Origin of the sequence: Bacillus sp. V33-4, assembly GCF_002860225.1 — a bacterium.
GTDB classification, from domain to species: Bacteria; Bacillota; Bacilli; order Bacillales; family Cytobacillaceae; genus Bacillus_BJ; species Bacillus_BJ canaveralius.
The window spans coordinates 84,271-109,061 of the sequence record NZ_PGVC01000004.1; the positions used below are offsets into that span (position 1 = coordinate 84,271).

The following is a 24,791-nucleotide window of genomic DNA, read 5'->3' on the forward strand; positions in this document are numbered from 1 at the left end:
AAATCGAGTGCTATCGCAATAGCTATTCCCGCTCTTTTACAATTTCAGCAAGCATCTTTTTCTGCTCATCAGATAGCTCGATTTTGTCCAACAAGTCTGATCGGCGTAAATAAGTTCTCCGCAGTGATTCCTTCGTTCTCCACTCATCGATTCGCTTATGGTCCCCGGAGAGCAGAACATCTGGAACCTTTAAGCCGCGAAATTCAGCTGGTCTCGTATAGTGCGGATGTTCCAGGAAACCCGTGCTGAATGAATCGTGGAGATGAGATTCTTCGCTGCCGAGGACATCGGGCAAGAGACGGACAACACTGTCAATTATAACCATCGCACCAAGTTCACCGCCTGTCAGCACATAGTCCCCAATCGAAATCTCATCGGTGACCAAATGTTCGCGAATCCTTTCATCGTAGCCTTCATAGTGGCCGCAAATAAAAATGAGATGTTCTTCCTTTGAAAGCTCCTCTGCTTTCCGCTGCGAAAAGCGTTCCCCCTGGGGGCAAAGCAGAATGATTCTCGGCTTGGATGCCCCAGCCTGTTCCGTTAACGCTGTAATGGCATCGAAAATCGGCTGAGGCTTTAAAACCATTCCCGCTCCGCCCCCGTACGGATAATCATCAACGGTCTTATGCTTGTTGTCAGCATATTCCCGGAAATTCACAACTTTGTAGGAGACTGCGTTTTTTTCTTCGGCCTTTTTCAAGATCGAATGTCCTAAAACACCGCTGAACATTTCAGGAAACAAGGATAAAACGTCGATTTTCATCATGGCAGCAATCCGTCCATAGGCTCGATTAAAATCGTTTTTTCCTTTATATCTACTTTTTTGACGATTTGATCAATATATGGAATGAGGATATCCTTTTCACTTTCCCCTTTGACAACCCAAACATCATTGGCTCCGGGAGTTAAAATTTCCTTGATGATGCCGATTTTTTCACCAGCCATGGTAAATACTTCACAGCCGATTATTTCGTGGAAGAAAAATTCTCCTTCGTCAAGAGCGCCGAGCTGGCTTTCGGAAATTTTTAAAAGGCCACCCTTCATTTTTTCTACTTCACTTATATTTTCATAACCATCAAAGGTTAATAAATCAAAGTTTTTATGGGTACGGTGGCTGCCCACCGTTAATTCAAGCGGTTCTTTGTTATCTTCCAAAAACAAGTAAAGCCGATTTCCCGGTTTGTAACGCTTTTCCGGAAAATCTGTTCTTGAGATTACACGAACTTCGCCTTTAATCCCGTGTGTGTTCACAATTTTTCCGACGTTAAACCACTTCTCCATCGCCATCACCTTTCGCGTATTTCTGCAACAATTCCGTCCTTAACGACAACCGTCTTGCCATGAAGGATATTATCCCAGCTGTCTCCTTCATGAATCTCAACAATTGCCTGTAATTCCTTTTCTTTTAGTTCACTGCCTAACGGTAGCATATGTAATTGCTCCATTTGGAAATCAAGGAGCTTTATTTTTTCCTGGCGAAGCTGAACTTCCCTCTCGAAATGCTTTTTGAGACTGTCGGTTTGAAATTTTTTGGAGCGTTCCACCTTTTTTAATTCAAAGCGCAACTGGTCACACTCCTTTTGGAGCTGCTTTTTATTTTCCTGGTATTTCTCAAAAAGAACATTTTTGCTTTTATCAGTTAAAACTTGCTTGACCACAACAGTTTGGAGTATTTTCATGCAGTGAACCTCCGATCACTTTTTGTCCATCTACGGCTATCTTGATCCTGAAACTAAACGGCATACTCCTGTTTATTTAGGCAACTTCATTCGTTTTTCCGTTTAGCTTATTACATTGTGAAATTTAATCAAGTATAAAAAAAGAAGGGTTTCCCCTCCTTCTCTCTGATGGCCAGCTCGGCTATGGATATGCCTCCTCGAGGTAAACGGATCTTTGTTTTCGCATCGCTTGACAGTTGATCAGATTTATGAGGAGAAAATCGCACCCGAGCCGGCTGGTTTATTCACTGATTTCTAAGAAAACTTTCTTCTGTTGTGTTGATCCTGCTGCATATACAACGGTTCGAATTGCCTTAGCAACGCGCCCCTGCTTTCCAATTACTTTACCCATGTCACTCTTGTTGACAGAAAGCTGGTAGGTCACGCGTTGACCTTCTTCATGAATATTCACTTGAACATCTTCCGGAAAATCAACTAGGGGCTTAACAATCGCTTCGATTAATTCTTTCATCGCATCCGCTATTACTTGCTATGTTTCGCATTATGGAATTTTTCCATGATGCCTTGCTTAGAGAAAAGGTTGCGAACAGTGTCAGATGGCTTTGCACCTGTTTGCATCCACTTAAGCGCCAATTCTTCGTTGATTTCAACTTGAGCTGGTTCTGAAACCGGGTTGTAAGTCCCGACTGTTTCGATGAAACGGCCGTCACGTGGAGAACGAGAATCAGCTACAACAATACGATAGAAAGGAGATTTTTTAGCTCCCATACGTTTTAAACGAATTTTTACTGCCATTTTAAATAAGCACCTCCGAATAGTTTTACACAAGATAGAATAATAACAAATAGTATATTGGTTGTAAAGTGTTTTTTCTTGTCAGGCTCATAAAAAGTACTAAAAAGGCTTAAACGGAAGCTTAAAACCGCCTTTTTTCTTGCCTTTTTGCTGCATGCCTGTCATTTGCTTCATCATTTTCTTCATTTCTTCGAATTGCTTGAGCAGACGGTTGACTTCTTGAATCGATGTCCCGCTTCCTTTTGCAATTCGCTTTCGCCGTCCGGCGTTGATCACATCAGGATGGATTTTTTCAGCCTTTGTCATCGACTGAATAATCGCTTCAACATGGGTGATCTGCTTTTCATCAATTTGCAGATTGTTTAAGCCTTTAATCTTGTTTGCTCCAGGCATCATTTTCAACAGTTCATCAAGCGGTCCCATATTGCGGACCTGACCAAGCTGTTCAAGGAAGTCATCGAGAGTAAAAGAGGCGGTGCGCATTTTTTCTTGAAGTTCTTTCGCCTTTTCTTCATCGACATTTGCCTGGGCCTTCTCGATTAAGGTGAGCATGTCTCCCATTCCGAGAATCCTTGATGCCATTCGTTCTGGATGGAACGTCTCAAGCGCATCAAGCTTTTCACCAAGACCGACGAATTTAATCGGTGTATCGGTTACGGACCGGATCGACAGTGCTGCTCCACCGCGGGTATCGCCATCGAGCTTGGTCAGAACAACTCCGGTTAATCCGAGCTGCTCGTTAAAGCTCTGTGCGACATTGACAGCATCCTGCCCCGTCATTGCATCGACAACAAGAAAAATTTCATCCGGATTTGAAAGCTCTTTGATTTGCTTCAGCTCGTCCATTAGCGTTTCATCGACATGCAGACGGCCTGCTGTATCAATCAAAACATAATCATGATGCTGTTCTTTTGCTTCAGCAATCGCCTGTCTGGCAATTTCGACAGGACTGACCTCGTCACCAAGCGAAAAGACCGGCATATTCAATTGCTTCCCGAGCGTTTCCAGCTGTTTAATGGCCGCCGGACGATACACATCAGCCGCGACGAGCAAAGGCTTTCTGTTGTACTTTTTCCGAAGCAGATTTGCTAATTTGCCTGAAGTCGTCGTTTTCCCGGCACCTTGCAGGCCAACCATCATAATCACAGTCGGCGGGCGGTTGGATGCGGCGATTTTGCTTTCTTCGCCGCCCATTAAGGCAGTCAGCTCTTCTTTGACAATTTTGATAACCTGCTGGCCGGGAGTCAGGCTTTTCAGCACTTCCTGGCCGACCGCACGCTCACTGACTTTTTTGATAAATTCTTTGACTACCTTAAAGTTAACGTCCGCTTCCAGCAAGGCAAGGCGCACGTCACGCATCATTTCCTTAACATCCGCTTCGGAAACTTTTCCTTTGCTGCGGATTTTTTGCATCGTACTCTGCAGTCGGTCGGCCAATCCTTCAAATGCCATTGTTTGCCGCCTCCTAATCTAATTTCTCAAGCTCTGCAACCGCTTGTAAAAGGCGATCCTCCGGGTCACCCGAAGTGATCATTTCTTTTATGTTTGAAATGAGCTTGCTTCGCTCTTGAAATTTTTGAAATAATAACAGCTTTTCCTCATATTCTTCAAGCATTGCTTCTGTGCGTTTGATGTTGTCGTACACGGCCTGGCGGCTGACATCATACTCTTCGGCAATCTCTCCGAGGGAATAGTCTTCGAGATAATAAAGGGACATATAGCTGCTCTGCTTCGGGGTTAACAACGACTGGTAAAAATCGTACAAATAGTTCATACGCGTTGTTTTGTCCAGCATCACTCATCCCCCCTTGTTAAGTGAAAAGCCTTTACATAGATATTTTACACAGTTATGCCTTCTATGTCAAGAAAATATCTTTACAGATCACCCGGTCAGTATTTGTCAGTCTCGATAAAAAAACCGGATGAAACAGGTCCATCCGGGTTGTGCTTACTCTTCTTCATCAACGAGATCGGCAAAAAGTCCATACACGTATTTCTCGGCATCGAATTCCTGAAGGTCATCCATTTTCTCGCCAAGCCCGACAAATTTAACCGGGATCTGCAATTCATTTCGGATTGCCAGCACAATTCCGCCTTTCGCTGTTCCATCCAGTTTTGTCAGGACAATCCCGCTAACATTTGTCGCTTCTTTAAACGTTTTCGCCTGGACTAACGCGTTTTGCCCGGTTGTCGCATCGAGAACAAGGAGAACCTCGTGGGGAGCTCCGGGAATTTCCCTTTCAATGACACGCTTTACTTTTTCAAGCTCGTTCATTAGATTCACTTTATTCTGGAGGCGGCCGGCGGTATCGCAAAGAAGAATATCGGCTTTGCGTGCTCTGGCAGACTGGATAGCATCATACATGACCGCGGCGGGGTCGGAGCCGGGCGCTTGCTTAATAACATCGGCTCCAACCCGCTCTCCCCACACTTCCAGCTGTTCGATTGCCCCGGCCCGGAATGTATCCCCGGCGGCGAGGACGACATTTTTTCCTTCACCTTTGAATTTATGGGCCAATTTGCCGATTGTTGTCGTTTTCCCGACACCATTAACACCGACAAATAAAATGACAGTCAGTTGATCCTGCTGAAGGTTTACATGCGAGGAGCCAGCATCACCGCCATCATAAATTTCAACGAGCTTTTCAGAAATGACGGCTTGAACGTCACGGGGGTCGTGGATATTGCGGCGCTTCACTTCCATTTTCAGTTCATCTACCAGCTCCATCACCGTTTCAAAACCAACATCGGCCTGGATCAATATTTCCTCCAGCTCTTCAAAAAAATCCTCATCGACTTTACGGTAGCGGGCGACAAGATCATTCACTTTCCCGCTGAAATTATCACGTGTTTTACTGAGCCCGTCCTTGAATTTTCCCGTTACGCTGTCCGTTTGTTTCGTGATCGATTCCTTTAGTTTTTTAAAGAAGCTCATCATCCTACTCCTTTACGATTATATTATTTCTTTAGATTCCTCAAGGCGTACGGAAACAAGCTTTGATACTCCTGATTCCTGCATTGTTACGCCATAAAGGACATCGGCCTCTTCCATCGTACCCTTTCTATGGGTAATGACGATAAATTGGGTTCCCGAGCTGTATCGTTTTAAATACTGGCTGAATCTGAAGACGTTGGCCTCATCAAGCGCTGCTTCAACCTCATCTAAAATACAGAAAGGAACAGGACGGACCTTTAAAATCGAAAACAGAAGGGCAATCGCAGTCAAAGCCCGTTCCCCGCCGGATAAAAGGCCGAGATTTTGCAGTTTTTTCCCGGGAGGCTGAGCAACGATGTCAACGCCTGTGTTCAGCAAATCGTCTGGATCTGTCAGGCGAAGATCGGCTCGTCCACCGCCGAATAAGGCCTGGAACACACCCTCAAAATGAGAACGGATTCCGTAGAAAGTCTGCTCAAACCGTTTCTTCATTTCATCGTCCATCTCGTCAATTACCTGAAACAGTGTATCCTTTGCTTCTTGAAGATCATTCTTTTGTTCGAGCAGGAACTCATAACGATCCGAAACCCGTTCATACTCCTCGATCGCACCCAGATTCACTGTGCCGAGTTCTTCGATGGCAAGCTTGATCAGCTTTACTTTTTTCCGGGCTTCATCAGGAGGAATTGAAAGCGAGAACTGTTCTTTTGCTCCTTCGAACGATAGCAAATACTCTTCACGAAGAACCCTCAGCCTGTTTTCAAGCTCGACATCAAGGCGAGTTAGTTTTACTTCCTCATCTTTAAGAACGGTGATGAGCCCTTTATGCTGGCGTTTTAACTCCTTCACTTCCCGCTCTGCATCATCGAGAATGTGATGCATTTTTAACCGTTCATCCCTTCTCGATGAAATCAGTTTGATCGTTTCATTTTTATCATTCAGCTTTCGTTTGGCTGCATCTTCCAGTTGCTGCTCTCCGGAATAATTATCGGTCATCTCCGAGGAAAGCAATTGTAAATCCTCCTGATGGGCCGTTCGCCGCTGTTCATGCTCATTCAGTTCTCCCGTCATTCGTTCAAGCTGCTCAAGCCGTGAGTGCAGCTGCTCCTTCTTCGCAGCAAGCGCGACCTTCAGTTCACTTATTTCTCCAGAAAGCGTCTCCTTTGAGGTCATCGCACTCGTTTTCTGCTCTGTCAGCTGGGCAATTTCTGTATCGAGAGCTGAAATCCGCTCCCCTGAAGAATCAAGCAAGGCATAAAGCTCATCTTTCCTGGCGGTAAGCCTGGCTTGCTCATCGGCAAACTGGAGCATATCCATATCGTAAAGGGCCAACCGTTCGTTAACATTTTTTTCTTCCAGTTCCACTTCGCGGAGATTCCCCTTTAATGACTGTTCTTTCATCCGCAGTTCTTCTCCGGTTTTTCGCGACTGTTCGAGACTGGCTTCCTTCTCCTGTATAGTTGCCTTGATTTTTTTTACTTTATCTTCAAGCTCGGCTGTTTTACTCTCCATGTCAGCCAGCTTTTCTTTAAGGTTTTCGAGTTCGCCTTTTCGGCTCAACAGCGAAGACGTTTTTTGCTTCACAGCGCCACCGGTCATCGAGCCTCCCGGATTGACTATATCCCCTTCAAGCGTCACCAGCCTGCAGCGGTATTGCAGCAGTCTGGCCATTTCGTTTGCCCCTGTTAGATCTCTGGAAACAACCGTATTGCCAAGCAAATTTGCAACAGCGGCCGCGAATTTCCCATCAAAGCCGACAAGGCTCTCGGCGGTGCCGATAAAGGATGAGTGCTGCCGTACGGCCTGCAGCTGTGCCGGCGCCAATGATTTCCCTTTCATTACACTTAGCGGAAGAAAGGTTGCCCGCCCAAATGCATTCTGCTTTAAATACTGGATTGCGGTTCTTGCGTTCTGTTCGTTATCAACAACAATATGCTGCATCGCGCCGCCAAGAGCAGTTTCAACTGCTACCTGGAATTCCTGCGGAACCTGGATAAGCTCGGCAACCGCCCCTTCGATACCTTGCAGCTTTGAATTGCGGGCTTTTAATACTTCTTTGACTCCCTGGAAAAAGCCTGAATAGTCATCTTCCATTTCCTCAAGCATTTCTTTTCGCGATTTCGCCTGCTGTAAAAATTGGTATGCTTGATAGAGCGTTTTTTCTTGTTTCTGATAATTTGCTTTTAAGGTTTCCAGATTTCTCTGATCTTCCATAAACGTATGGACTTGTTTTTCAAGCTGGGATTTTGTTGAAAGCAGCTTGGCTTTAATCCCGGCCTTTTTTTCTTCAATCGCCTGACGGTCCGCCAAAAACTTTCCATTCTCCCCATCAAGCTTTGAGTTTCTCGCCTGGTGTTGCTCAAGCTGCTGGTCAATATAGCTGATTTCATTTTTCGCGCTTGCCTGTTCATTGAGCCTCTCAATGTAATCACTTTTCAACGATTCTATCTTTTCTTCAATATTTTCGCTGAACAAGCTGATATGCTGCTGTTTTTCACTGAGCCGTTCCTCAAGGTGGGCCGCTTCGCTCTCAAGTTTCAAAGCTTCGCTTTCATGGACGGCTTTTTCCTCTTTGAGAACGGCTATTTTTTTTGACAAGTCCGCAAGGTTTTGTTGAATCTGCTCTTTATTTTGCGAGGCATTTTTCTTTCTTTCCTTTAAAACCTCTTTACGGCCCTCCAATTTCTCAAGCTCTTCACTTGCATGCAGAAGCACATTTTGCAAATCATTGATTGATTCATCAAGCGCTGCAATCCGATCGCGCGATTCTTCGATTTTGGCTTCTTTCAATTGCAGCTCTGCAGATAATTTTCCTTCATCATTTTGATGTTGTTCGAGCTGTTTCGAGAGCTGGTCCCATTTCTGGTGAAGATCCTCTATTTCATGCACAGTCAGAGCAACTTCGATTTTTTCAAGCTCTTCTTTTTGCTCCAGATAATCTTTCGCAATTGAAGCCTGTATTTTAAGTGGTTCCACCTGGCCTTCAAGCTCATGCAAAATATCGTTGACACGATTCAGGTTTTCCCGTGTCTCAAACAGCTTGGCCTCCGCTTTTTTCTTTCTTGATTTATATTTTAGAACGCCGGCGGCTTCTTCAAAGATCGTTCTTCGCTCCTCCGCCTTGCTGTTCAAAATTTCCTCTACTTTTCCCTGGCTGATGATTGAGAACGCTTCACGTCCAAGTCCGGAATCCATAAAAAGATCGACGATATCCTTTAACCGGCATTGCTGCTTATTAATCAGAAATTCACTTTCTCCTGAACGGAACACGCGTCTTGTCACGCTTACCTCATTATAATCAATCGGTAAAGCTTGATCCTCATTATCGAGTGTTAACGTGACTTCGGCAAAATTGAGCGCCTTTCTTGAATCGCTTCCGGCAAAGATAATATCCTCCATTTTTGTGCCGCGAAGGGACTTTGCTGACTGTTCACCGAGCACCCAGCGAATGGAATCCGTAATATTGCTTTTGCCGCTGCCGTTCGGGCCGACAACAGCGGTTACACCCGGAACAAAATCAACGCCAATCCGTTCAGCGAACGATTTAAAACCAACAACATCGAGTCGCTTTAAATACACTTTATGTCCCCCTCATCATGCTAGTCTTTATCCATTTCATGTGCGTCCTGAAGATGGGTTTTTAATTTTTCAAGAGCCATTTGCGCAGCGTGCTGCTCGGCTTCCTTTTTGGAACGGCCGTTTCCAGTACCCAGTTCTGTGCCGTTCAGGGACACTCTCGAAACAAATTCCCGATTATGAGCAGGCCCTTTTTCCAGCATAATTTTATATTCTACCGTACCAGCGCCATCCCGCTGGACCAGTTCCTGTAACTGGCTTTTATAATCCATCACATGAGAAAAAGCACCTGCACTGATTTTCGGAAAAATGACTTGTTCCAAAAATCCGGTAACCGTTTCAATGTCCTGATCCAAATACAATGCCCCTATAAACGCTTCAAAAACATCGGCAAGCAGTGCCGGCCTAGCTCTTCCGCCCGTCATCTCCTCACCCTTGCCGAGTAAGATAAGTTCCCCAAAGGAAAGCTCATTGGCAAACGAGACGAGTGACGGTTCACAGACTACAGCTGCACGAAGCTTTGTTAATTCGCCTTCACTCATCATCGGGTATTTTTTAAAGAGGTATTTGGATACAGTCAACTCGAGTACCGCATCGCCTAAAAACTCCAGCCTTTCATTGTCTTCATAAGGCCGCCTGCGATGCTCATTCACATATGATGAATGGGTAAATGCCTGTTTTAGCAGCTTTTCATCTTTAAATTGAATGCCAATTTTGTTCTGAAAATCTTTAAATTGTTTTTCCTTTGCGCGAAGTGCTTTTTTTTCTTTGTCTCTTCCGTTATTGCGCATAAAAATTCCACCTTGCTCGTAATTTACATCATTTCAAGTTTACAAAAAAAACGCAGAAAAGGGAATTCGCTCCCGAAAATTTTAATTTCCGTACTGGACTGGCTTGTTCCTATTGAAGAAAGCTCCGTAAAAACGGAGCTTTCAATTTAGACGTAGCGGTTACTGACTGTTTTTTATGTAATTAACAGCGTCGCCGACTGTTGCAATTTTTTCAGCATCATCGTCAGAAATTTCCATATCAAACTCGTCTTCCAGTTCCATCACAAGTTCAACAACATCAAGGGAATCAGCGCCTAAATCATCCTTGAAGGAAGCTTCGAGAGTAATTTGGTTTTCATCTACTCCCAAACGGTCAACGATGATCTTGGTTACACGTTCTAGTACATCTGCCATGCTTATTCACCTCCCCTCGGGGACATTATAGTGTATTTTGAAAAGTTAATAAAGGCTTGTCATTGATTTTTAATAGAACGCGGACTTGCCGTTACATGACCATTCCACCGTCAACATGAAGTGTTTGCCCTGTCATGTACCCACAGTCATCGGAAGCGAGGAATGCGGCAACACGGGCGATATCACCCGGTTCTCCCAGACGCGCAAGCGGAATTTGTTTTAACATTTCTGCTTTTACCTCCTCTGAGAGCTTGTCTGTCATATCGGTCGAGATAAAACCGGGTGCTACGGCGTTGACGAGGATTCCTCGTGAAGCGAGCTCCTTGGCCGTCGTTTTGGTAAGGCCGATTACCCCGGCTTTCGCCGCAACATAGTTGGCCTGTCCGGCATTTCCGCTTACACCGACAATCGAGGAGATGTTAATAATCCGGCCGCTGCGCTGCTTCATCATCTGCCGCGTCACCGCTTTTGTGCAAAGGAACACGCCTTTTAAATTCGTATTAATAACGTCATCCCATTCTTCTTCCTTCATTCTCATTAAAAGATTGTCTCTGGTAATGCCGGCGTTATTGACGAGAATATCGAGTTTCCCAAACTTTTCAAACGTTTCCTTGACCATAGCCGCCACTGAATCGGAATTGGCAACATCGGCCTGGACAGCAAATGCTTCCCGGCCAAGAGCACGAATTTCATCAACAACCTCGTTTGCTCTTGCCTCACTTCCGGAATAGTTGACAGCAACCGAAGCTCCCTGCCTCGCTAATTCCAAAGCAATTTCCCGGCCAATTCCTCTTGATGCGCCGGTGACGAGCGCTGCTTTTCCTTCCAGTTTCATCGCTTTTCCCCCTCTAAGGCTTCCGCTGCCGCTTTACACGAATCTTCGTCAGCTACAGAAAATATTTGTGCACTTCGATCGATCTTTTTTACGAGGCCTGATAACACCCGGCCAGGACCGACTTCAATGAAGGTATCAACGCCGAGCTCAACCATTTTTTTAATTGAATCTTCCCATAGTACCGGTGCATATAGCTGTTCGACAAGTTTATCCTTGATTTCCTCAGCTGATACGATCGGTTCAGCCGTTACATTGGCGATAACCGGTATATTAGGATTATTTACAATCATTCCATCGAGCACGGCTTTTAGCTGCTCGGCCGCAGGTTTCATTAAAACTGAATGGAAAGGACCGCTCACTTCGAGCTGAATCGCCCGTTTTGCGCCAGCCTCCCGCGCTGCCTCCGACGCCAGCTCAACACCTGTCTTCGAACCGGAAATGACAATCTGTCCCGGGCAATTTAAGTTGGCAAGCTGAACCGGATGTCCAGTAGCGGTAATTCGATCTGTTATAGCAGCCAATACTTCCCTCTCAAGGCCGAGAATCGCTGCCATTGATCCTTCTCCATTTGGAACGGCTGCTTCCATAAATTCGCCTCGTTTTCGGACAGCGTAGACCGCCTCTTCAAAACGGAACGCTCCTGCTGCCACAAGTGCCGTGTATTCACCAAGGCTATGACCGGCGACAAAATCTGCGGCAATGCCGAACTGCTTGAAATACTCGAGCGCTGCGATACTTGCTGTTAACAGGGCTGGTTGCGCATTATACGTTAACGTCAGCTCTTCCTGGGGGCCTTCAAATATTAACTTTGATAGTTTAGAATTTAAGGCCTTATCTGCCTGATCAAAAACACTTTGGACAGCTGCACTCCCATCCGCTAGCGATTTACCCATGCCTACAGTTTGAGAACCCTGACCGGGAAACAAGAAAGCAATTTTTCCCACTTTACAATCTCCTTTCTAATTCATATTCATATTAGTGATCATTTTTTGATGATCCAGATGAAACTGATTCTCCGATCGTTTTCTTAATTGTTCCGGAAACATCTTTTTCAATCATTTCGCGGGCCTGGCGGATCGCATGAAAAACAGCGTTCTCATCTGAAGAACCATGCGCTTTTATAACAGGTGCCTTTAAGCCGAACAAACCTGCTCCGCCATACTCGGAATAGTCCATTTTATTCTTTAATTGTACAAGGTCCGGCTTAAGGACTGCGGCCGCCAATTTGCTTTTTAAGCTGCCTGTCAATGCGGTTTTCAGCATTTTAAAGACAGACGAGGCAGTTCCTTCAATCGTTTTTAAAACCATATTTCCTGTGAAGCCGTCTGTAACTACGACATCGGCGGCACCGTCCAGCAAATCGCGTGCTTCTACGTTCCCGACAAAATTCAAATTTGCCGCGCTGATCAGCTCGAAAGCCTTTTTAGCCAGCTCATTTCCTTTCTTTTCTTCCGTTCCAATATTAAGAAGGCCAATTCTCGGGTTTTTAACTCCTCTAACCTTTTCCCAATAGACTGAACCAATGATTGCATATTGCAGCAAGTGTTCCGGCTTCGCATCAACATTGGCACCGACATCGAGCAGTAGAAAGCCTTCACCGCCGATCGTCGGAAGCGTAGGGGACAGTGCCGGCCGTTCAATGCCGTCGATGCGGCCAACGACAAACAAGCCGGCTGCCATCAGTGCTCCGGTGTTTCCGGCTGAAATACAGCCGTCAGCAGCACCGTCAGCAACCTGCTGTGCAGCGAGAACCATCGACGCATTTTTTTTGCGTCGTACAGCTTTAACCGGTTCATCTGTTCCGAGAATAACTTCTTCTGTGTGAATAATCTGAATTCGTTCGTTGTTTGTCAAATAATGATTGATTTGCTTTTCATCACCGACAAGCGTTATATGTATATCCTGGTAAGCTTCAATGGCCTTCATTGCACCGAGGACGATTTCCTTTGGCGCATGGTCGCCACCCATTGCATCTATCGCTATTTTCATTGTGCTCATTCCTTGTGTTATTTTTTTGAACGGTACATTTCAAACTCACCTTGAAAGACGAGCTCGCTATTAACGTAACTGTTCACTTCAACGAGCGTTCTTGCATTTTCAGGATCAATATTCGTGACCCGCGCTTTCGCGATCACGCGTTCTTTCACTTTTACGGGCCTCGTAAACTGGATAGCTGCTTTCGCTGTCAGCGCCAGTTCATCATTGATGACAGCGACCGCCAGCGAGTTGGCCTGGGCGAATAGATGATGTCCTCTGGCAATTTGATTTCGCACAAAAACATGTTCTGCTTTCACATCAAAGATCGAAATCGCACTGCTGTCCAATTCTATATCAATGATTTCCCCAATTACTTCTTCAATCGGCAATGCTCTTACTTCATCCTCAAATGTTTTTTCGGCAACGCTTTTAATCCGCTCCCTTAATTCCGGTATCGACAACTCCAACCGGTCGAGACGGATCGTTTGGACACTTACAGAAAAATCCTCTGCGAGATCTTCATCAGTAATAAACGGATTTTCTTTGATCGTTTCCACCAGCAGCTGCTGCCGTTCTCGTTTGCTTCTTTTCATTTTTTTACACCGTCCGAGATATTAAGACTAGGTACTAATAGTAGTATATAATCAAAAAAAGCAGATTGCAAGAATCTTAATAACCGATTCTTGATCTGCTTTAAGCCGATACCATGTAACGCTGCGAGTCGCATCAATCAAGCTTTTCACCGGAAAGAGCGCCGGATCTTTCCAAAAATTCGCGCAGGAAGCGATATTCATCTGAATTCCAAAACACGTCCGCTTGAATCATCACAGCTGCATCGCTGCGCGCTGTTTCAAGCGCCCGGTAATCGTGGACCATATCGGCTACTTTGAACTCGGGAAGTCCGCTTTGTTTTTTGCCGAAAAAATCACCCGGGCCACGCAGTTCGAGATCTTTTTCACTTAGCACAAAGCCATCGTTTGTTTCAGCCATGATCCGCATTCTTTCCTTGCCTATTTCAGTTTTTGGATTTGCAAGCAGGATGCAGTATGACTGTTCAGATCCCCTGCCGACGCGGCCGCGCAGCTGGTGAAGCTGGGACAGCCCAAACCGTTCAGCGTCATAGATGACCATCACAGTCGCATTCGGCACATTGACCCCGACTTCGACGACCGTTGTTGAGACAAGCACTTGAATTTCGTTCGTGCTGAACGCTTTCATCACTGCTTCTTTCTCATCAAAGCTTAAGCGGCCGTGCATCAGGCCGACTTTATAACGATTCTGGAAATAGTGGGTAAGGGTGCTGTGTACATCAATGGCGTTTTGGACGTCGAGCTTATCCGATTCCTCGATTAACGGACATATCACATAAGCTTGTCTTCCTTGAACAAGCTCCTTTTCCATAAAACCGAGAATCCTGTCAAGCATCTCGTGCTTCGCCCAATACGTTTCAATCTCTTTTCTGCCAGCCGGCATTTCATCGATGACGGAAACGTCCATTTCTCCGAAGGCTGTAATCGCAAGTGTCCTGGGAATCGGGGTCGCTGTCATAAATAAAACATCGGGACTTTGCCCTTTTTCACGAAGAATTCGTCTCTGCTCAACTCCAAAGCGATGCTGCTCGTCAGTGATAACGAAGCCGAGCTTCAAGAATTGTACTTCTTCCTGGATAAGGGCATGCGTACCGATCAGCACGTCCACTTCACCAGATTGCAAATCTTCAAGAATTGCTTTTCTCCGTTTGCCTTTTACCGAGCTTGTCAGCAATTCACAGCGAACGCCAAACGGGCTCAACAGGGCATTTAGTGATTCAGCATGCTGTTCAGCCAGTATTTCAGTTGGCACCATTAAAGCGCCCTGGAATCCAGCAGTAACAGTCGCGTAAAGCCCGATTGCCGCAACAACGGTTTTCCCCGAGCCAACATCCCCCTGCAAAAGCCGGTTCATTCGATAAGACGATTTCATATCGGCGAGTATTTCATTGATGACACGCTTCTGAGCATCTGTAAGCGGAAAAGGAAGCGCTAATATAAATGCCTTTACCTTTTTTAAATTGTATTTCTGGCTGAAACCGGCCGAATTCTCACGTTCAAATTTGCGAAGTGCCTGTATTCTAATTTGAAAAAATAAAAATTCTTCATAAACAAATCTCCGCCTTGCCTGTTTTACATCCTCGCCTGACATAGGGAAATGCATCAATCTGAGGGCATCACGGCGGTTTAAGAGTTTATATTTTTTTATGATTGAAGCAGGCATTGTTTCTTCAATTTCATGGCTATATTGAGTAAACGCGAGGTTAATATACTTTCGAATCCCCTTGACGGTTATTTTTCCTCTCACCGCATAAACAGGTTCAAATTCCTTCGTTTTTGAATATTCGCCTGACTGCATTTCGTTGCCTGTGATCGTTTGCCTGTGCTGGTCCCATTTTCCGGTTACCGTTATTGTTTCGTTTATTGCCAGTTTGTTTTTTAAATAGGGCTGGTTAAAAAACACGACTTGAATTAAATAGCGGCCAACGAGCAGGCGAACCGTCAGGCGTGACTTTTTTCTTGCATAATAGATTAAGGAAGGCTCACTGTGGACCTTCCCCTCAACCGTAACTCTCTCATCGTGTTTCACTTCTGCCAGATCCTTAAGCCGGTAATCTTCAAACCGGTACGGAAAATGCTCCAATAAGTCCCCGACAGTGAACAGACTCATTTCTGCGAGTGCTTCTGCGGTTTCAGCGCCAATACCTTTGATTATCGTAACAGGTTGATTCAGCGATCCATTCACTTTGACTTGAGCGGAATTCCGAAGATCTTCGCTTCAAGCTCACGGCCTGTCGGAGTTGCCGCCAACCCTCCCTGTGCAGTTTCTCGTAAAGCGACGGGCATTGTTTGGCCGATTTTGTACATGGCATCAATTACTTCGTCACAAGGAATACGACTTGTAATTCCGGCCAGTGCCATATCCGCCGCCACCATCGCATTGGCTGCCCCCATGGCATTTCTTTTCACGCACGGTACCTCAACAAGACCGGCGACAGGATCACATACTAAACCAAGCATGTTTTTCAAGGTGATCGCCATTGCTTGAGCCGATTGCTCGGGGGTGCCTCCAGCCATTTCGACAATTGCAGCCGCCGCCATGCCTGACGCTGAACCGACTTCAGCCTGGCAGCCGCCTGCAGCTCCTGAAATACTTGCATTGTTGGCGACAACAAACCCGAAAGCACCTGCTGTAAACAGAAATGACACCATTTGCTCCCGCGTTGGATTAAGCTTATTTTTAACCGCGAACAGGGTTCCCGGAACCACTCCCGCAGATCCTGCTGTCGGGGTGGCACAGATCGTCCCCATCGCTGCATTCACTTCATTGGTGGCCACCGCTTTGCTGACGGCATCCAAAATCGTTTCTCCCGAGAGAAAATTGCCTTTTTCGATATATTTCTGCAAAAGGACAGCATCTCCGCCAGTTAAACCTGAATGGGAATGAACACCGTTTAATCCTCTTTCAACGGCCTCCTCCATCACGGTGAGATTTTTATCCATTAAATTGATGACTTGATCCCTCGTCCGGCCAGTCACTTCCATTTCCTGCTCAATCATAATCTCGGATATTTTTTTATTTTGGCTGTCGGCCAATTCAATTAATTCCGCTACATTCCTGAACAACGTGTAGCCCCCTTTCCTGCGTATATGAAAGCGTTATCATATAAATCTCGTGTTATTCTATTATTTTCGTAACCTTTATAATATCCGGCAGCTTTTCAAGCTCCTGAACGATAGACTCGTCAATATTTTGGTCGACTTCAATCGTCATTAAAGCAAGCTTGCCTTTTTCCTTCCGTGACACTTCCATATGCCCAATATTCAGTTTATACTTTGCGAGCGTATTCGAAACGTTCGCAATCGCCCCAAACCTGTCATTGTGGACGACGAGAATTGCCGGATGATGGCCGGAAAGCTTCAGTTCAAATCCATTCAATTCAATGATTTCAATCTTCCCTCCGCCAATTGAGATGCCGACCAGTTCCAGTTCACCTTCTTCGTCCCCAATTGAAATTCTGGCTGTATTCGGATGGTCTGTGACCGCATCCTCTTCAACAAACTCTACCTTTATACCGCTTTTTTTGGCAATCTTAATCGAGTCAATAATCCGTTCATCAAACGTATCGAAGTCAAGTATACCTCCGACGATCGCCACATCGGTTCCATGACCTTTATATGTTTTAGCAAAGGAGCCATATAAAGAAATATTCGCCCATTTCGGTTCGCGGCCAAACAAGCTTCTGGCTACTTTGCCAATTCTGGCAGCACCGGCTGTATGGGAGCTCGACGGGCCAATCATAATTGGACCAATAATATCAAAAACACTTCTATATTTCATGACAGCTTTCCTCCCCCGAATAAAGTTTTTTTTGCCTTTTGGCTCCTGTTCGGAGCGGAGCAACTATATGATACTTTTAGTTCCATAGTTCGTTATACAACAAGAAATAGAAGGGGGGACCCTTCTATTTCTGCTATGAAATGATGCAATTCGCTGTCAGCGCGCACTACGTCCGCGTCTCCACAGAAATAGCAGCTTTACTCGATGGCAAAGATAAACGCGTACAGCGGCTGTTCGCCGCTATGCACTTCAACTTCTATATCATCGTATGTTTCCTCAATAAAAGAGACAAGTGTTTTGACATCATCTTCTGATGCATCTTCCCCTTTTAAAATCGTAAGGATCTCCGTATCTTCATTGATTAGGTTCGTCAACAGTTCTTTTGCTGACTTGATTTTATCCTGATCCTTGACAACGATTTTCCCTTCGGCAATTCCCATGAAATCGCCTTTCGCAATCGTTAGTCCGTCGATGGACGTATCGCGGACAGCATAAGTAATTTGCCCGGTTTTAACAGCTCCGAGAGCCTCTGACATTGCTTGCTGATTTTCAGACAAGTCCGCACCCGGGTTGAAAGCAAGCAGTGCCGACATTCCCTGAGGTACCGTTTTTGAAGCGATCACGATCACTTCTTCATCAGATACATCTGCAGCCTGCTCGGCAGCCATGATGATATTTTTATTATTTGGAAGGATAATAACTTTTTTCGCGTTTACTTCCTTGACTGCTTTTACAATATCCTCTGTGCTTGGGTTCATTGTTTGGCCGCCTTCAATAACGGCATGGGCGCCAATGCTTCGGAACAATTCGGCGATCCCCTTACCCATTGAAACGGTAACAATTCCGTACTCCCGTTTTTCTTTTGGCGTTGATGCCTGTTCAGAAGCAAGCGGCTTCAGGTTTGTTTCGAGCAGATTGGAATGCTGTTGCCGCATGTTTTCTACTTTCATGTTTATTAAGCTGCCATATTTCTGCCCGTAGCTCAAAACATCTCCCGGCCGTTCGGAGTGTATATGCACTTTGACAAGCTCCTCGTCGGCAATCACAAGCAGTGAGTCTCCGTACTGGCTCAAGTCCTGGCGGAAAGTATCCTCGGAAAATGGTGATTTTTTAAGCTTCCCCGCTTCAAATTTAACCATAAATTCCGTACAATAGCCAAATTTAATATCTTCAGTATTAATATGGCTGTGAACGTTTTTATGATGCTCAGCGCTAACAAGGTCACCCATGTTCGGAAGGGATGGGGAATCTGAAAGTTTTTCACCTTTAAGCTCGGCAAGAAAGCCTTCGTATACGAGAACAAGCCCCTGTCCGCCGCTATCGACGACGCCGACTTCTTTCAAAACAGGCAAAAGGTCCGGTGTCCGCTTAAGGGAAGCCTTCGCTTCTTTCAGCACTGCTTCCATGACTGCAACCAAGTCAGTTTCTTTTTTGGCGGCTTGTACCGCTTTCCTGGCCGAGTCTTTCGCCACGGTTAAAATGGTTCCTTCAACAGGCTTCATCACTGCTTTATAGGCCGTTTCAACGCCGGATTCCAACGCAAAGGCAAATTCCGCTGTCGTAACAGATGGTTTTTGCTCAATATGCTTCGAAAATCCGCGGAACAACTGTGACAGAATAACTCCTGAATTACCCCGCGCTCCCATCAACAGACCCTTTGATAAAGCTATCCCCACTTTACCGATATGCTGCTGCACGTTATTTTTAACTTCCTTTGCTCCAGAAGTCATCGATAGGTTCATGTTCGTCCCTGTATCACCATCCGGAACTGGAAAAACGTTCAACGCATCGACCATTTTCGCATTAGCAGACAAATGGTTGGCTCCCTGGATCACCATTTCCGCGAAGCGTATTCCGTCTAAAACTTTAATTGCCACAAATCTTTCCTCCTCACTAAGTGTTCGTAAGTGAACCGTTGTACGAACTTGTTCACAAGTGAATGTTTTGACGAACAAAGTATACGTAAAACAGAACCCTCTTACGAACTTAAGGGTTCGTTACACGAACGCCCTGAACGTAAATATTTACCGAGTCAACGGCAAGCCCAACAGTTTTATCAAGCGTATATTGAACCTTTGATTGAACGTTGTGAGCAACCTCGGAAATTTTCGTTCCATAACTTACTATAATATACATGTCAATATGTACTTCATCGTTTTCCTGGCGGACGACTACACCGCGGGTGAAATTTTCTTTTCGCAAAATTTCTGTCAGGCCATCTTTAATTTGGCTTTTAGACGCCATCCCGACAATCCCGTAGCAGTCAACAGCTGCTCCACCGGAAATAGTAGCAATGACTTCATTTGAAATGTCAATTTGCCCGTACTGTGTTTTAAGTTCGATGGACATGAAACGTTCCCCCTTTGGAAATTGCTCCTTGGCTAAAGACATTTTACTATAACAGCTACAAATTTGAAAGCTATTCTTCGCTAGTCTTATTATTGAGCATGCGCCACAGTCCTATGTCAAGCAAATTTTCTTGAAAGCTCTGATCGCAGCTATTGCATTAAAGGCGGTTGTATGATAAATTATTAAGGTATCTTTTGATGTAAGAACTAATGTTAATCGTAAAGCGAAGAAAAAATAGTTTCTGTTTTGGTAGTTAGGAGGGAAATATATGCCACGCAAATGTGTGATCACTGGTAAATCAACTCGTTCAGGGAATGCTCGTTCCCATGCGATGAACGCTAACAAACGTACTTGGGGTGCCAACCTTCAAAAAGTTCGCATTCTTGTAGACGGAAAACCTAAACGTGTTTGGGTTTCTGCGAGAGCGCTCAAATCCGGTAAAGTAGAACGCGTATAATAAGACACCCCATGAGGGTGTCTTTTCTTTTTCCAGATGAAAAATTGAGATGCGTTTGCGATAGTTATGAGAAAATTGGATATTCCACGCAAAATAAGAGCACCCATTTGCGCGGGTGCTCAGGCGGCTTTTTTCAGAAAGGTTGTCTGTCCGGGAAGGCATGTGTTATGCATCCAGCTATATATTATTCTATCAGCCTTTTTTAAAGGCCCCTAACATCGCACGGACAAGACCACCCAACACCTTTGGCAGTTTAATCGTATAAAATCTCATCATGTCCCTCCTCACCATCTCACGCGTGTATCTCTCGTTTTATTCGTTCCTTTCATCATATTCAAAAAGAACGATTTTGTACTTTCTTAATTAATTTGCTCAAGGCTTTAATCACAACTTCTTATCACCATTATTATGCCTTCATGAAAGGAAAAAGTACCACGATCATCAATAAGTTCATTACTAATACATAGTGTTGAGCCGAGTGGAATATGACAGTTTGTTAACGGATATTTGAATCCTGTAAGGGTAAGGCCTTCGACGGACAGCGTTATCGGTACGAATGATACATACTTTCTGTCCGGCGTTTTTTTTATTTCGTATGTCCCTTCACTTTTTATGTAAATGTTGTTCTGGCAATCGATCAATTCGAGATCGATATTCTTTTTGTTCAGAATCGGCTTAAGCAGGAGCTGGATATTCGCAAATAAATGGTCAAGCCGGCCGCCTGTCGCTCCAAATATATTTATTTTTTGCGGATTTTGCCTTATTGCCCATTCTACTGCCAGTTCCATATCTGTCTCGTTTTTCTCGGGCTTAAACTTCTGCAGTTCATCGACATGCTGTTCGATAAAAAGCATTTCCTCTCCATTAACAGAATCAAAGTCACCAACAGCAATCTCCGGCTCAATCCCTTTTGAAAGGAGCGTATATACTCCCCTGTCTACGCCGAGCCACTTGACATTTTCTTTCATATATTCCGTTAAATCCGGCAAAAGCTCTTCAGGTCCACCCGCTAAAATATTAATAATCATTCAATCACCTGTTTTCGTATGCTTTTATTCTAAAAAAATAGCTAAAAAAGCCAGCCTTTTTTCAGCTGACTTCTTTACCGATTTTGTTACCTTCTTAACATAGAGATTGCTTTTCCCCTGTCCGGCGCGTTATAAATAGCAGAACCTGCGACAAGGACCGTTGCGCCTGCCTCAATACATTGTTTCGCCGTTTCTTCATTGATACCGCCGTCAACTTCGATTTCAATTGCAAGACCCATTGTTTCGATCATTTCCTTCAGTTTTTTGATTTTCGGCAACACAGCCGGAATAAATTTTTGCCCGCCAAAGCCAGGATTTACCGACATTAATAACACGATATCAACATCGGCAAGAATCTCTTGAATTGATTCAACAGCTGTGGCCGGATTTAAGACAACCCCGGCCTTCACACCAAAGGATTTAATATAATGGATCGTCCGGTGAAGATGGCGGCAAGCCTCGACATGAACGGTTAAATAATCGGCGCCCGCTGTCGCAAATGCTTCAATAAAATGATCAGGATTTTCAATCATTAAATGAACGTCAAGCGGGAGCTTTGTGACCGGGCGAATCGCATCAACAATCAACGGCCCGATCGTAATGTTTGGCACAAAATGGCCATCCATGACATCGACATGAATATAGTCCGCTCCACCAAGTTCTACATCCTTTATTTCTTCCCCAAGCTTTGAAAAATCAGCTGACAAAATAGAGGGTGCAATTTTGACCATCATTAATACCTCGGCTTTCTATCTTTGATTTCCTGCAGAAAATCCTGATAATGCTGATAGCGATAAGCGGGGATTTCCCCGTTTTCAACCGCTGCTTTAACAGCGCATTTTGGTTCTTTCGAATGAAGGCAGCCTCTGAATTTGCATTCTTCACTCTTTATATTGATTTCAGGAAAGCAATAATTGAGATCTTCAGCATCAATATCGGTAAATTCCAGTGAGCTGAAGCCGGGAGTATCTGCAACAAGTCCGTCCGCAACATCAATCAGCTCGACATGGCGGGTTGTATGCTTTCCACGGCCGAGATGCGCAGAAATATCACTTGTTTTCAAGTGAAGATCGGGACGAAGCGCATTAAGCAAAGAAGATTTGCCAACGCCGGATTGGCCTGCAAACACAGAAATAATTCGCTGCAAATGAGGTAATAGTTCGTGAATTCCATCCTCAGTCTCCGTTGAAGTCAGCAACACATCATAGCCTGCATCTCGGTAATGATCGGCATAGCGATTGATTTCAGCGCGATCCGCTTCAGTCGTTAAATCCATTTTTGTAATACATATAAGCGGCTTGATATGGTTAAACTCAACAAGGACAAGAAAACGGTCGAGCAGGGCGGTGCTGAAATCAGGCTCGACTGCTGAAAAGACGAGAATCGCTTGGTCAACATTCGCAATCGGTGGGCGGACAAGTTCATTTTTCCGCTCGCCGATTTCCAAAATATAACCGTCTGTTTCGTTTTCAATTTGAAAAACAACATTATCCCCGACAAGAGGCGTAACCTTGTTTTTGCGGAATACACCTCTGCCCCTGCATTGGAAGATTTGATCATCGCTCAAAACATAATAAAAACCGCTCAGCGCTTTTATAATTTTGCCTTCAGGCATAGCAGCACTCCTTGTTTTTTAATCTTCCGGATACTCAATCACATCTTCCTTATATACCCTGCCATCGCGGATAATTTTATATCCTGCTGTGTCGCCGCGTTTAATCAAGAATTCAAGGACTATATCTCTATTCTCGGTAATAGTAAGGTCTTCATACGGGACGGTCATGCTATTGTTCATATCTTCAATATAAATTAGCACTTGCTGGGGTTGGCCTGCAACCTCAGGCTCATACAGCACCGTAACCGTCTCTCTAACTGGTTTTGCTGGAATTTCTTGTTTGCCTAAAGAGAGAACAACCGTTAATTTATCGCCCTTGTTGAGTTTGCTCCCTGGCTGCGGGGATTGCGAAATCACTTGGCCGTTTGGAACGGTATCATCGTATTGCTCCTCTGACATATCAAGCATTAGACCGGCTGAATCAGCATAGTTTTTCACGTTCGCGCTCGTATAACCCCTTAAATTGGCAAGGGTAATCGCCTCGGGCCCTTTGCTGACTGTAAATTCGAGTTCGGTTTCCTCAGGCGTGACGGCTTCTCTCGGATCGATATTCTGTTCAAGAATCGTCCCTGGCTCGCTGTCATCATGAATTTCTTTTTTGCTGATATCCTTAAAATTTTTATCTTCAAGAAGCCGGACAACGTCATCGTATTGGCGGCCGCTGTAGTCGGAAAGCTCAAATTTCTCTTTCCCGATGCTCACAAACATATCAATGTTGCTTCCTACTTTGACCTGCCTGCCCTGGCGGGGATTTGTACGGACCACAAGGCCCTCTTCAATCTCATCATCAGTTACTTCTTTCGTTTCATCAATGACAAGGCCGGCAGCGGTAAGCTCATCAGTTGCCTCTTCAACATCCATTCCGCTAACATCGGGAATTTTGATTTCTTTAGGTGCAAGCAGATCCGGGAAAACCGTTACCGCCAAAATACCCAGTATAACAAGGAAGGCAAATACAGAAACTAGAATGATCGGCCATTTTTTCTTTTTCTTATTTTTGTTATCCTTGTTCTTTCCCAAACCGTTCTGTTCGGTATCTGGAGCGGCGCTATTTCCTCTCACAAGCGTTTCATCCAAATTACGGTTATGCTGATCATTTGTGATGATTGGAATCGCCTTTGTTGTTTCATCGTCCTGCGGAACGATAAATTTTTGTTCATTGAGCCGTTCCGGGAGAAGGGCGGTCCGCAAGTCCTCTTCCATGTCTTCCACACTGTTATAACGGTGAAACGGGTCTTTTGCGGTTGCTTTTAAAACAATATTTTCAACACTTTGCGGAATCCCCGGATTCCACCTTTTTAAAGATGGCGTTTCGGATTGCAAGTGCTTTAAGGCTATCGAAACAGCCGATTCACCTGAAAACGGGAGCCTCCCGGTCAGAAGCTCAAACATGACAATGCCTAGAGAATAAATATCAGATTTTTTGTTGGCCATACCGCCTCTCGCCTGCTCGGGCGACAAATAATGGACAGATCCAAGCACTGAATTGGTTTGCGTAATACTCGTCGCACTTAGCGCCATCGCAATCCCAAAATCGGTGATTTTCACATTGCCGTTCCGGTCAATTAAAATATTATGCGGCTTGATGTCCCTGTGGACGATATGGTTCTGGTGCGCGTGCGATATCGCGCTCGTCAGCTGCTGTAAAATTTCAAGCGCTTCATCAATCGGGATCGGCGAGTTTTGCTGTATGTATTGTTTTAATGTTTGTCCATTCACGTATTCCATTACAATATAATAAAGATCATCTTCTTCTCCCACATCGTAGATGCTGACGATGTTTGGATGTACAAGGCTTGTCGCAGATTGTGCCTCACGGTGGAACCGGCGAATAAATTCCTCATCATTTGCGAAATCAAGCCGAAGCATTTTTACGGCTACATCCCGATCAAGAATCATGTCGTGGGCCAGGTAAACATTTGCCATTCCGCCCCCGCCAATCATGTCGAGAATCTTATAGCGGCCGCTTATTCTTTTTCCGATTATCATT

Annotated in this window: 26 protein-coding genes; 1 reads left to right on the forward strand and 25 read right to left on the reverse strand. The window is 44.9% G+C overall.

All coding sequences use genetic code 11. From position 1 onward, the window contains the following. Window positions 1-22 precede the first annotated feature (22 nt). The 20 genes from trmD to CVD23_RS02620 all read right to left on the reverse strand — a co-directional run bounded on the left by trmD (window position 23) and on the right by CVD23_RS02620 (window position 19,701). Window positions 23-763: a tRNA (guanosine(37)-N1)-methyltransferase TrmD gene (gene trmD / locus CVD23_RS02525; RefSeq protein ID WP_180955497.1), complete on the reverse strand. Its 741-nt coding sequence runs from the start codon at window positions 761-763 to the stop codon at window positions 23-25. Further along, window positions 763-1,281 carry a ribosome maturation factor RimM gene (gene rimM / locus CVD23_RS02530; RefSeq protein WP_101576597.1) on the reverse strand — a complete coding sequence of 173 codons (519 nt, stop codon included), beginning with the start codon at window positions 1,279-1,281 and terminating at the stop codon, window positions 763-765. Before rimM ends, trmD begins: the two co-directional genes overlap by 1 nt. A gap of 5 nt (window positions 1,282-1,286) precedes the next feature. Beyond that, on the reverse strand, window positions 1,287-1,679 hold the full coding sequence (locus tag CVD23_RS02535; RefSeq protein ID WP_101576596.1) for a YlqD family protein: 393 nt from the start codon (window positions 1,677-1,679) through the stop codon (window positions 1,287-1,289). A gap of 280 nt (window positions 1,680-1,959) precedes the next feature. Then, window positions 1,960-2,190 (reverse strand): KH domain-containing protein, encoded by a 231-nt coding sequence (locus tag CVD23_RS02540; protein WP_101665093.1) that lies wholly within the window; start codon window positions 2,188-2,190, stop codon window positions 1,960-1,962. A gap of 11 nt (window positions 2,191-2,201) precedes the next feature. Beyond that, window positions 2,202-2,474 carry a 30S ribosomal protein S16 gene (gene rpsP / locus CVD23_RS02545; protein WP_101665094.1) on the reverse strand — a complete coding sequence of 91 codons (273 nt, stop codon included), beginning with the start codon at window positions 2,472-2,474 and terminating at the stop codon, window positions 2,202-2,204. A gap of 99 nt (window positions 2,475-2,573) precedes the next feature. Further along, window positions 2,574-3,926 carry a signal recognition particle protein gene (gene ffh, locus CVD23_RS02550; protein ID WP_101665095.1) on the reverse strand — a complete coding sequence of 451 codons (1,353 nt, stop codon included), beginning with the start codon at window positions 3,924-3,926 and terminating at the stop codon, window positions 2,574-2,576. Between the two features lie 13 nt (window positions 3,927-3,939). Further along, a complete protein-coding gene (locus CVD23_RS02555; RefSeq protein WP_101665096.1) occupies window positions 3,940-4,269 on the reverse strand; it encodes a putative DNA-binding protein in 330 nt (109 codons plus the stop codon). A 153-nt stretch (window positions 4,270-4,422) separates the two neighbouring features. Continuing rightward, window positions 4,423-5,409, reverse strand: a complete 987-nt coding sequence (gene ftsY / locus CVD23_RS02560) for a signal recognition particle-docking protein FtsY (RefSeq protein ID WP_101576591.1) — start codon at window positions 5,407-5,409, stop codon at window positions 4,423-4,425. Window positions 5,410-5,427: 18 nt separating this feature from the next. Further along, window positions 5,428-8,988 (reverse strand): chromosome segregation protein SMC, encoded by a 3,561-nt coding sequence (gene smc / locus CVD23_RS02565; RefSeq protein WP_101665097.1) that lies wholly within the window; start codon window positions 8,986-8,988, stop codon window positions 5,428-5,430. Between the two features lie 20 nt (window positions 8,989-9,008). Next, window positions 9,009-9,776 carry a ribonuclease III gene (gene rnc, locus CVD23_RS02570; protein ID WP_101576589.1) on the reverse strand — a complete coding sequence of 256 codons (768 nt, stop codon included), beginning with the start codon at window positions 9,774-9,776 and terminating at the stop codon, window positions 9,009-9,011. Window positions 9,777-9,935: 159 nt separating this feature from the next. Beyond that, window positions 9,936-10,169: an acyl carrier protein gene (gene acpP / locus CVD23_RS02575; protein WP_101576588.1), complete on the reverse strand. Its 234-nt coding sequence runs from the start codon at window positions 10,167-10,169 to the stop codon at window positions 9,936-9,938. 91 nt (window positions 10,170-10,260) lie between these two features. After that, complete coding sequence (gene fabG / locus CVD23_RS02580) at window positions 10,261-11,004, reverse strand: 3-oxoacyl-[acyl-carrier-protein] reductase (protein ID WP_101576587.1); 744 nt, start codon at window positions 11,002-11,004, stop codon at window positions 10,261-10,263. After that, complete coding sequence (fabD, locus tag CVD23_RS02585; RefSeq protein WP_101665098.1) at window positions 11,001-11,948, reverse strand: ACP S-malonyltransferase; 948 nt, start codon at window positions 11,946-11,948, stop codon at window positions 11,001-11,003. Before fabD ends, fabG begins: the two co-directional genes overlap by 4 nt. 31 nt (window positions 11,949-11,979) lie before the next feature. Beyond that, a complete protein-coding gene (gene plsX, locus CVD23_RS02590; protein WP_101665099.1) occupies window positions 11,980-12,993 on the reverse strand; it encodes a phosphate acyltransferase PlsX in 1,014 nt (337 codons plus the stop codon). Window positions 12,994-13,010: 17 nt separating this feature from the next. Continuing rightward, window positions 13,011-13,574, reverse strand: a complete 564-nt coding sequence (fapR, locus tag CVD23_RS02595; RefSeq protein ID WP_101576584.1) for a transcription factor FapR — start codon at window positions 13,572-13,574, stop codon at window positions 13,011-13,013. Between the two features lie 133 nt (window positions 13,575-13,707). Beyond that, window positions 13,708-15,756: an ATP-dependent DNA helicase RecG gene (gene recG / locus CVD23_RS02600; RefSeq protein WP_101665100.1), complete on the reverse strand. Its 2,049-nt coding sequence runs from the start codon at window positions 15,754-15,756 to the stop codon at window positions 13,708-13,710. Then, window positions 15,753-16,637, reverse strand: coding sequence for an L-serine ammonia-lyase, iron-sulfur-dependent, subunit alpha (gene sdaAA, locus CVD23_RS02605; RefSeq protein WP_101576582.1), 885 nt, complete (start codon window positions 16,635-16,637; stop codon window positions 15,753-15,755). Before sdaAA ends, recG begins: the two co-directional genes overlap by 4 nt. Window positions 16,638-16,689: 52 nt before the next feature. Then, window positions 16,690-17,352, reverse strand: a complete 663-nt coding sequence (gene sdaAB / locus CVD23_RS02610) for an L-serine ammonia-lyase, iron-sulfur-dependent subunit beta (protein ID WP_101665101.1) — start codon at window positions 17,350-17,352, stop codon at window positions 16,690-16,692. Window positions 17,353-17,549: 197 nt separating this feature from the next. Continuing rightward, on the reverse strand, window positions 17,550-19,229 hold the full coding sequence (locus CVD23_RS02615) for a DAK2 domain-containing protein (RefSeq protein WP_101665102.1): 1,680 nt from the start codon (window positions 19,227-19,229) through the stop codon (window positions 17,550-17,552). A gap of 109 nt (window positions 19,230-19,338) precedes the next feature. After that, complete coding sequence (locus tag CVD23_RS02620) at window positions 19,339-19,701, reverse strand: Asp23/Gls24 family envelope stress response protein (RefSeq protein ID WP_101576579.1); 363 nt, start codon at window positions 19,699-19,701, stop codon at window positions 19,339-19,341. 268 nt (window positions 19,702-19,969) lie between these two features. Between CVD23_RS02620 and rpmB the strand changes: the two genes are divergently transcribed. Then, window positions 19,970-20,158 carry a 50S ribosomal protein L28 gene (gene rpmB / locus CVD23_RS02625; RefSeq protein WP_101576578.1) on the forward strand — a complete coding sequence of 63 codons (189 nt, stop codon included), beginning with the start codon at window positions 19,970-19,972 and terminating at the stop codon, window positions 20,156-20,158. Between the two features lie 192 nt (window positions 20,159-20,350). Here rpmB and spoVM read toward each other — a convergent pair whose 3' ends face one another. The 5 genes from spoVM to pknB all read right to left on the reverse strand — a co-directional run bounded on the left by spoVM (window position 20,351) and on the right by pknB (window position 24,790). After that, on the reverse strand, window positions 20,351-20,431 hold the full coding sequence (spoVM, locus tag CVD23_RS02630; protein ID WP_101576577.1) for a stage V sporulation protein SpoVM: 81 nt from the start codon (window positions 20,429-20,431) through the stop codon (window positions 20,351-20,353). Between the two features lie 107 nt (window positions 20,432-20,538). Then, a complete protein-coding gene (locus CVD23_RS02635; RefSeq protein ID WP_101576576.1) occupies window positions 20,539-21,186 on the reverse strand; it encodes a thiamine diphosphokinase in 648 nt (215 codons plus the stop codon). 86 nt (window positions 21,187-21,272) lie between these two features. Then, window positions 21,273-21,917 carry a ribulose-phosphate 3-epimerase gene (rpe, locus tag CVD23_RS02640; RefSeq protein ID WP_101665130.1) on the reverse strand — a complete coding sequence of 215 codons (645 nt, stop codon included), beginning with the start codon at window positions 21,915-21,917 and terminating at the stop codon, window positions 21,273-21,275. A 2-nt stretch (window positions 21,918-21,919) separates the two neighbouring features. Then, window positions 21,920-22,801, reverse strand: coding sequence for a ribosome small subunit-dependent GTPase A (gene rsgA / locus CVD23_RS02645; RefSeq protein ID WP_101576574.1), 882 nt, complete (start codon window positions 22,799-22,801; stop codon window positions 21,920-21,922). Window positions 22,802-22,819: 18 nt separating this feature from the next. Next, a complete protein-coding gene (pknB, locus tag CVD23_RS02650; RefSeq protein WP_101665103.1) occupies window positions 22,820-24,790 on the reverse strand; it encodes a Stk1 family PASTA domain-containing Ser/Thr kinase in 1,971 nt (656 codons plus the stop codon). Window position 24,791 lies beyond the last annotated feature (1 nt).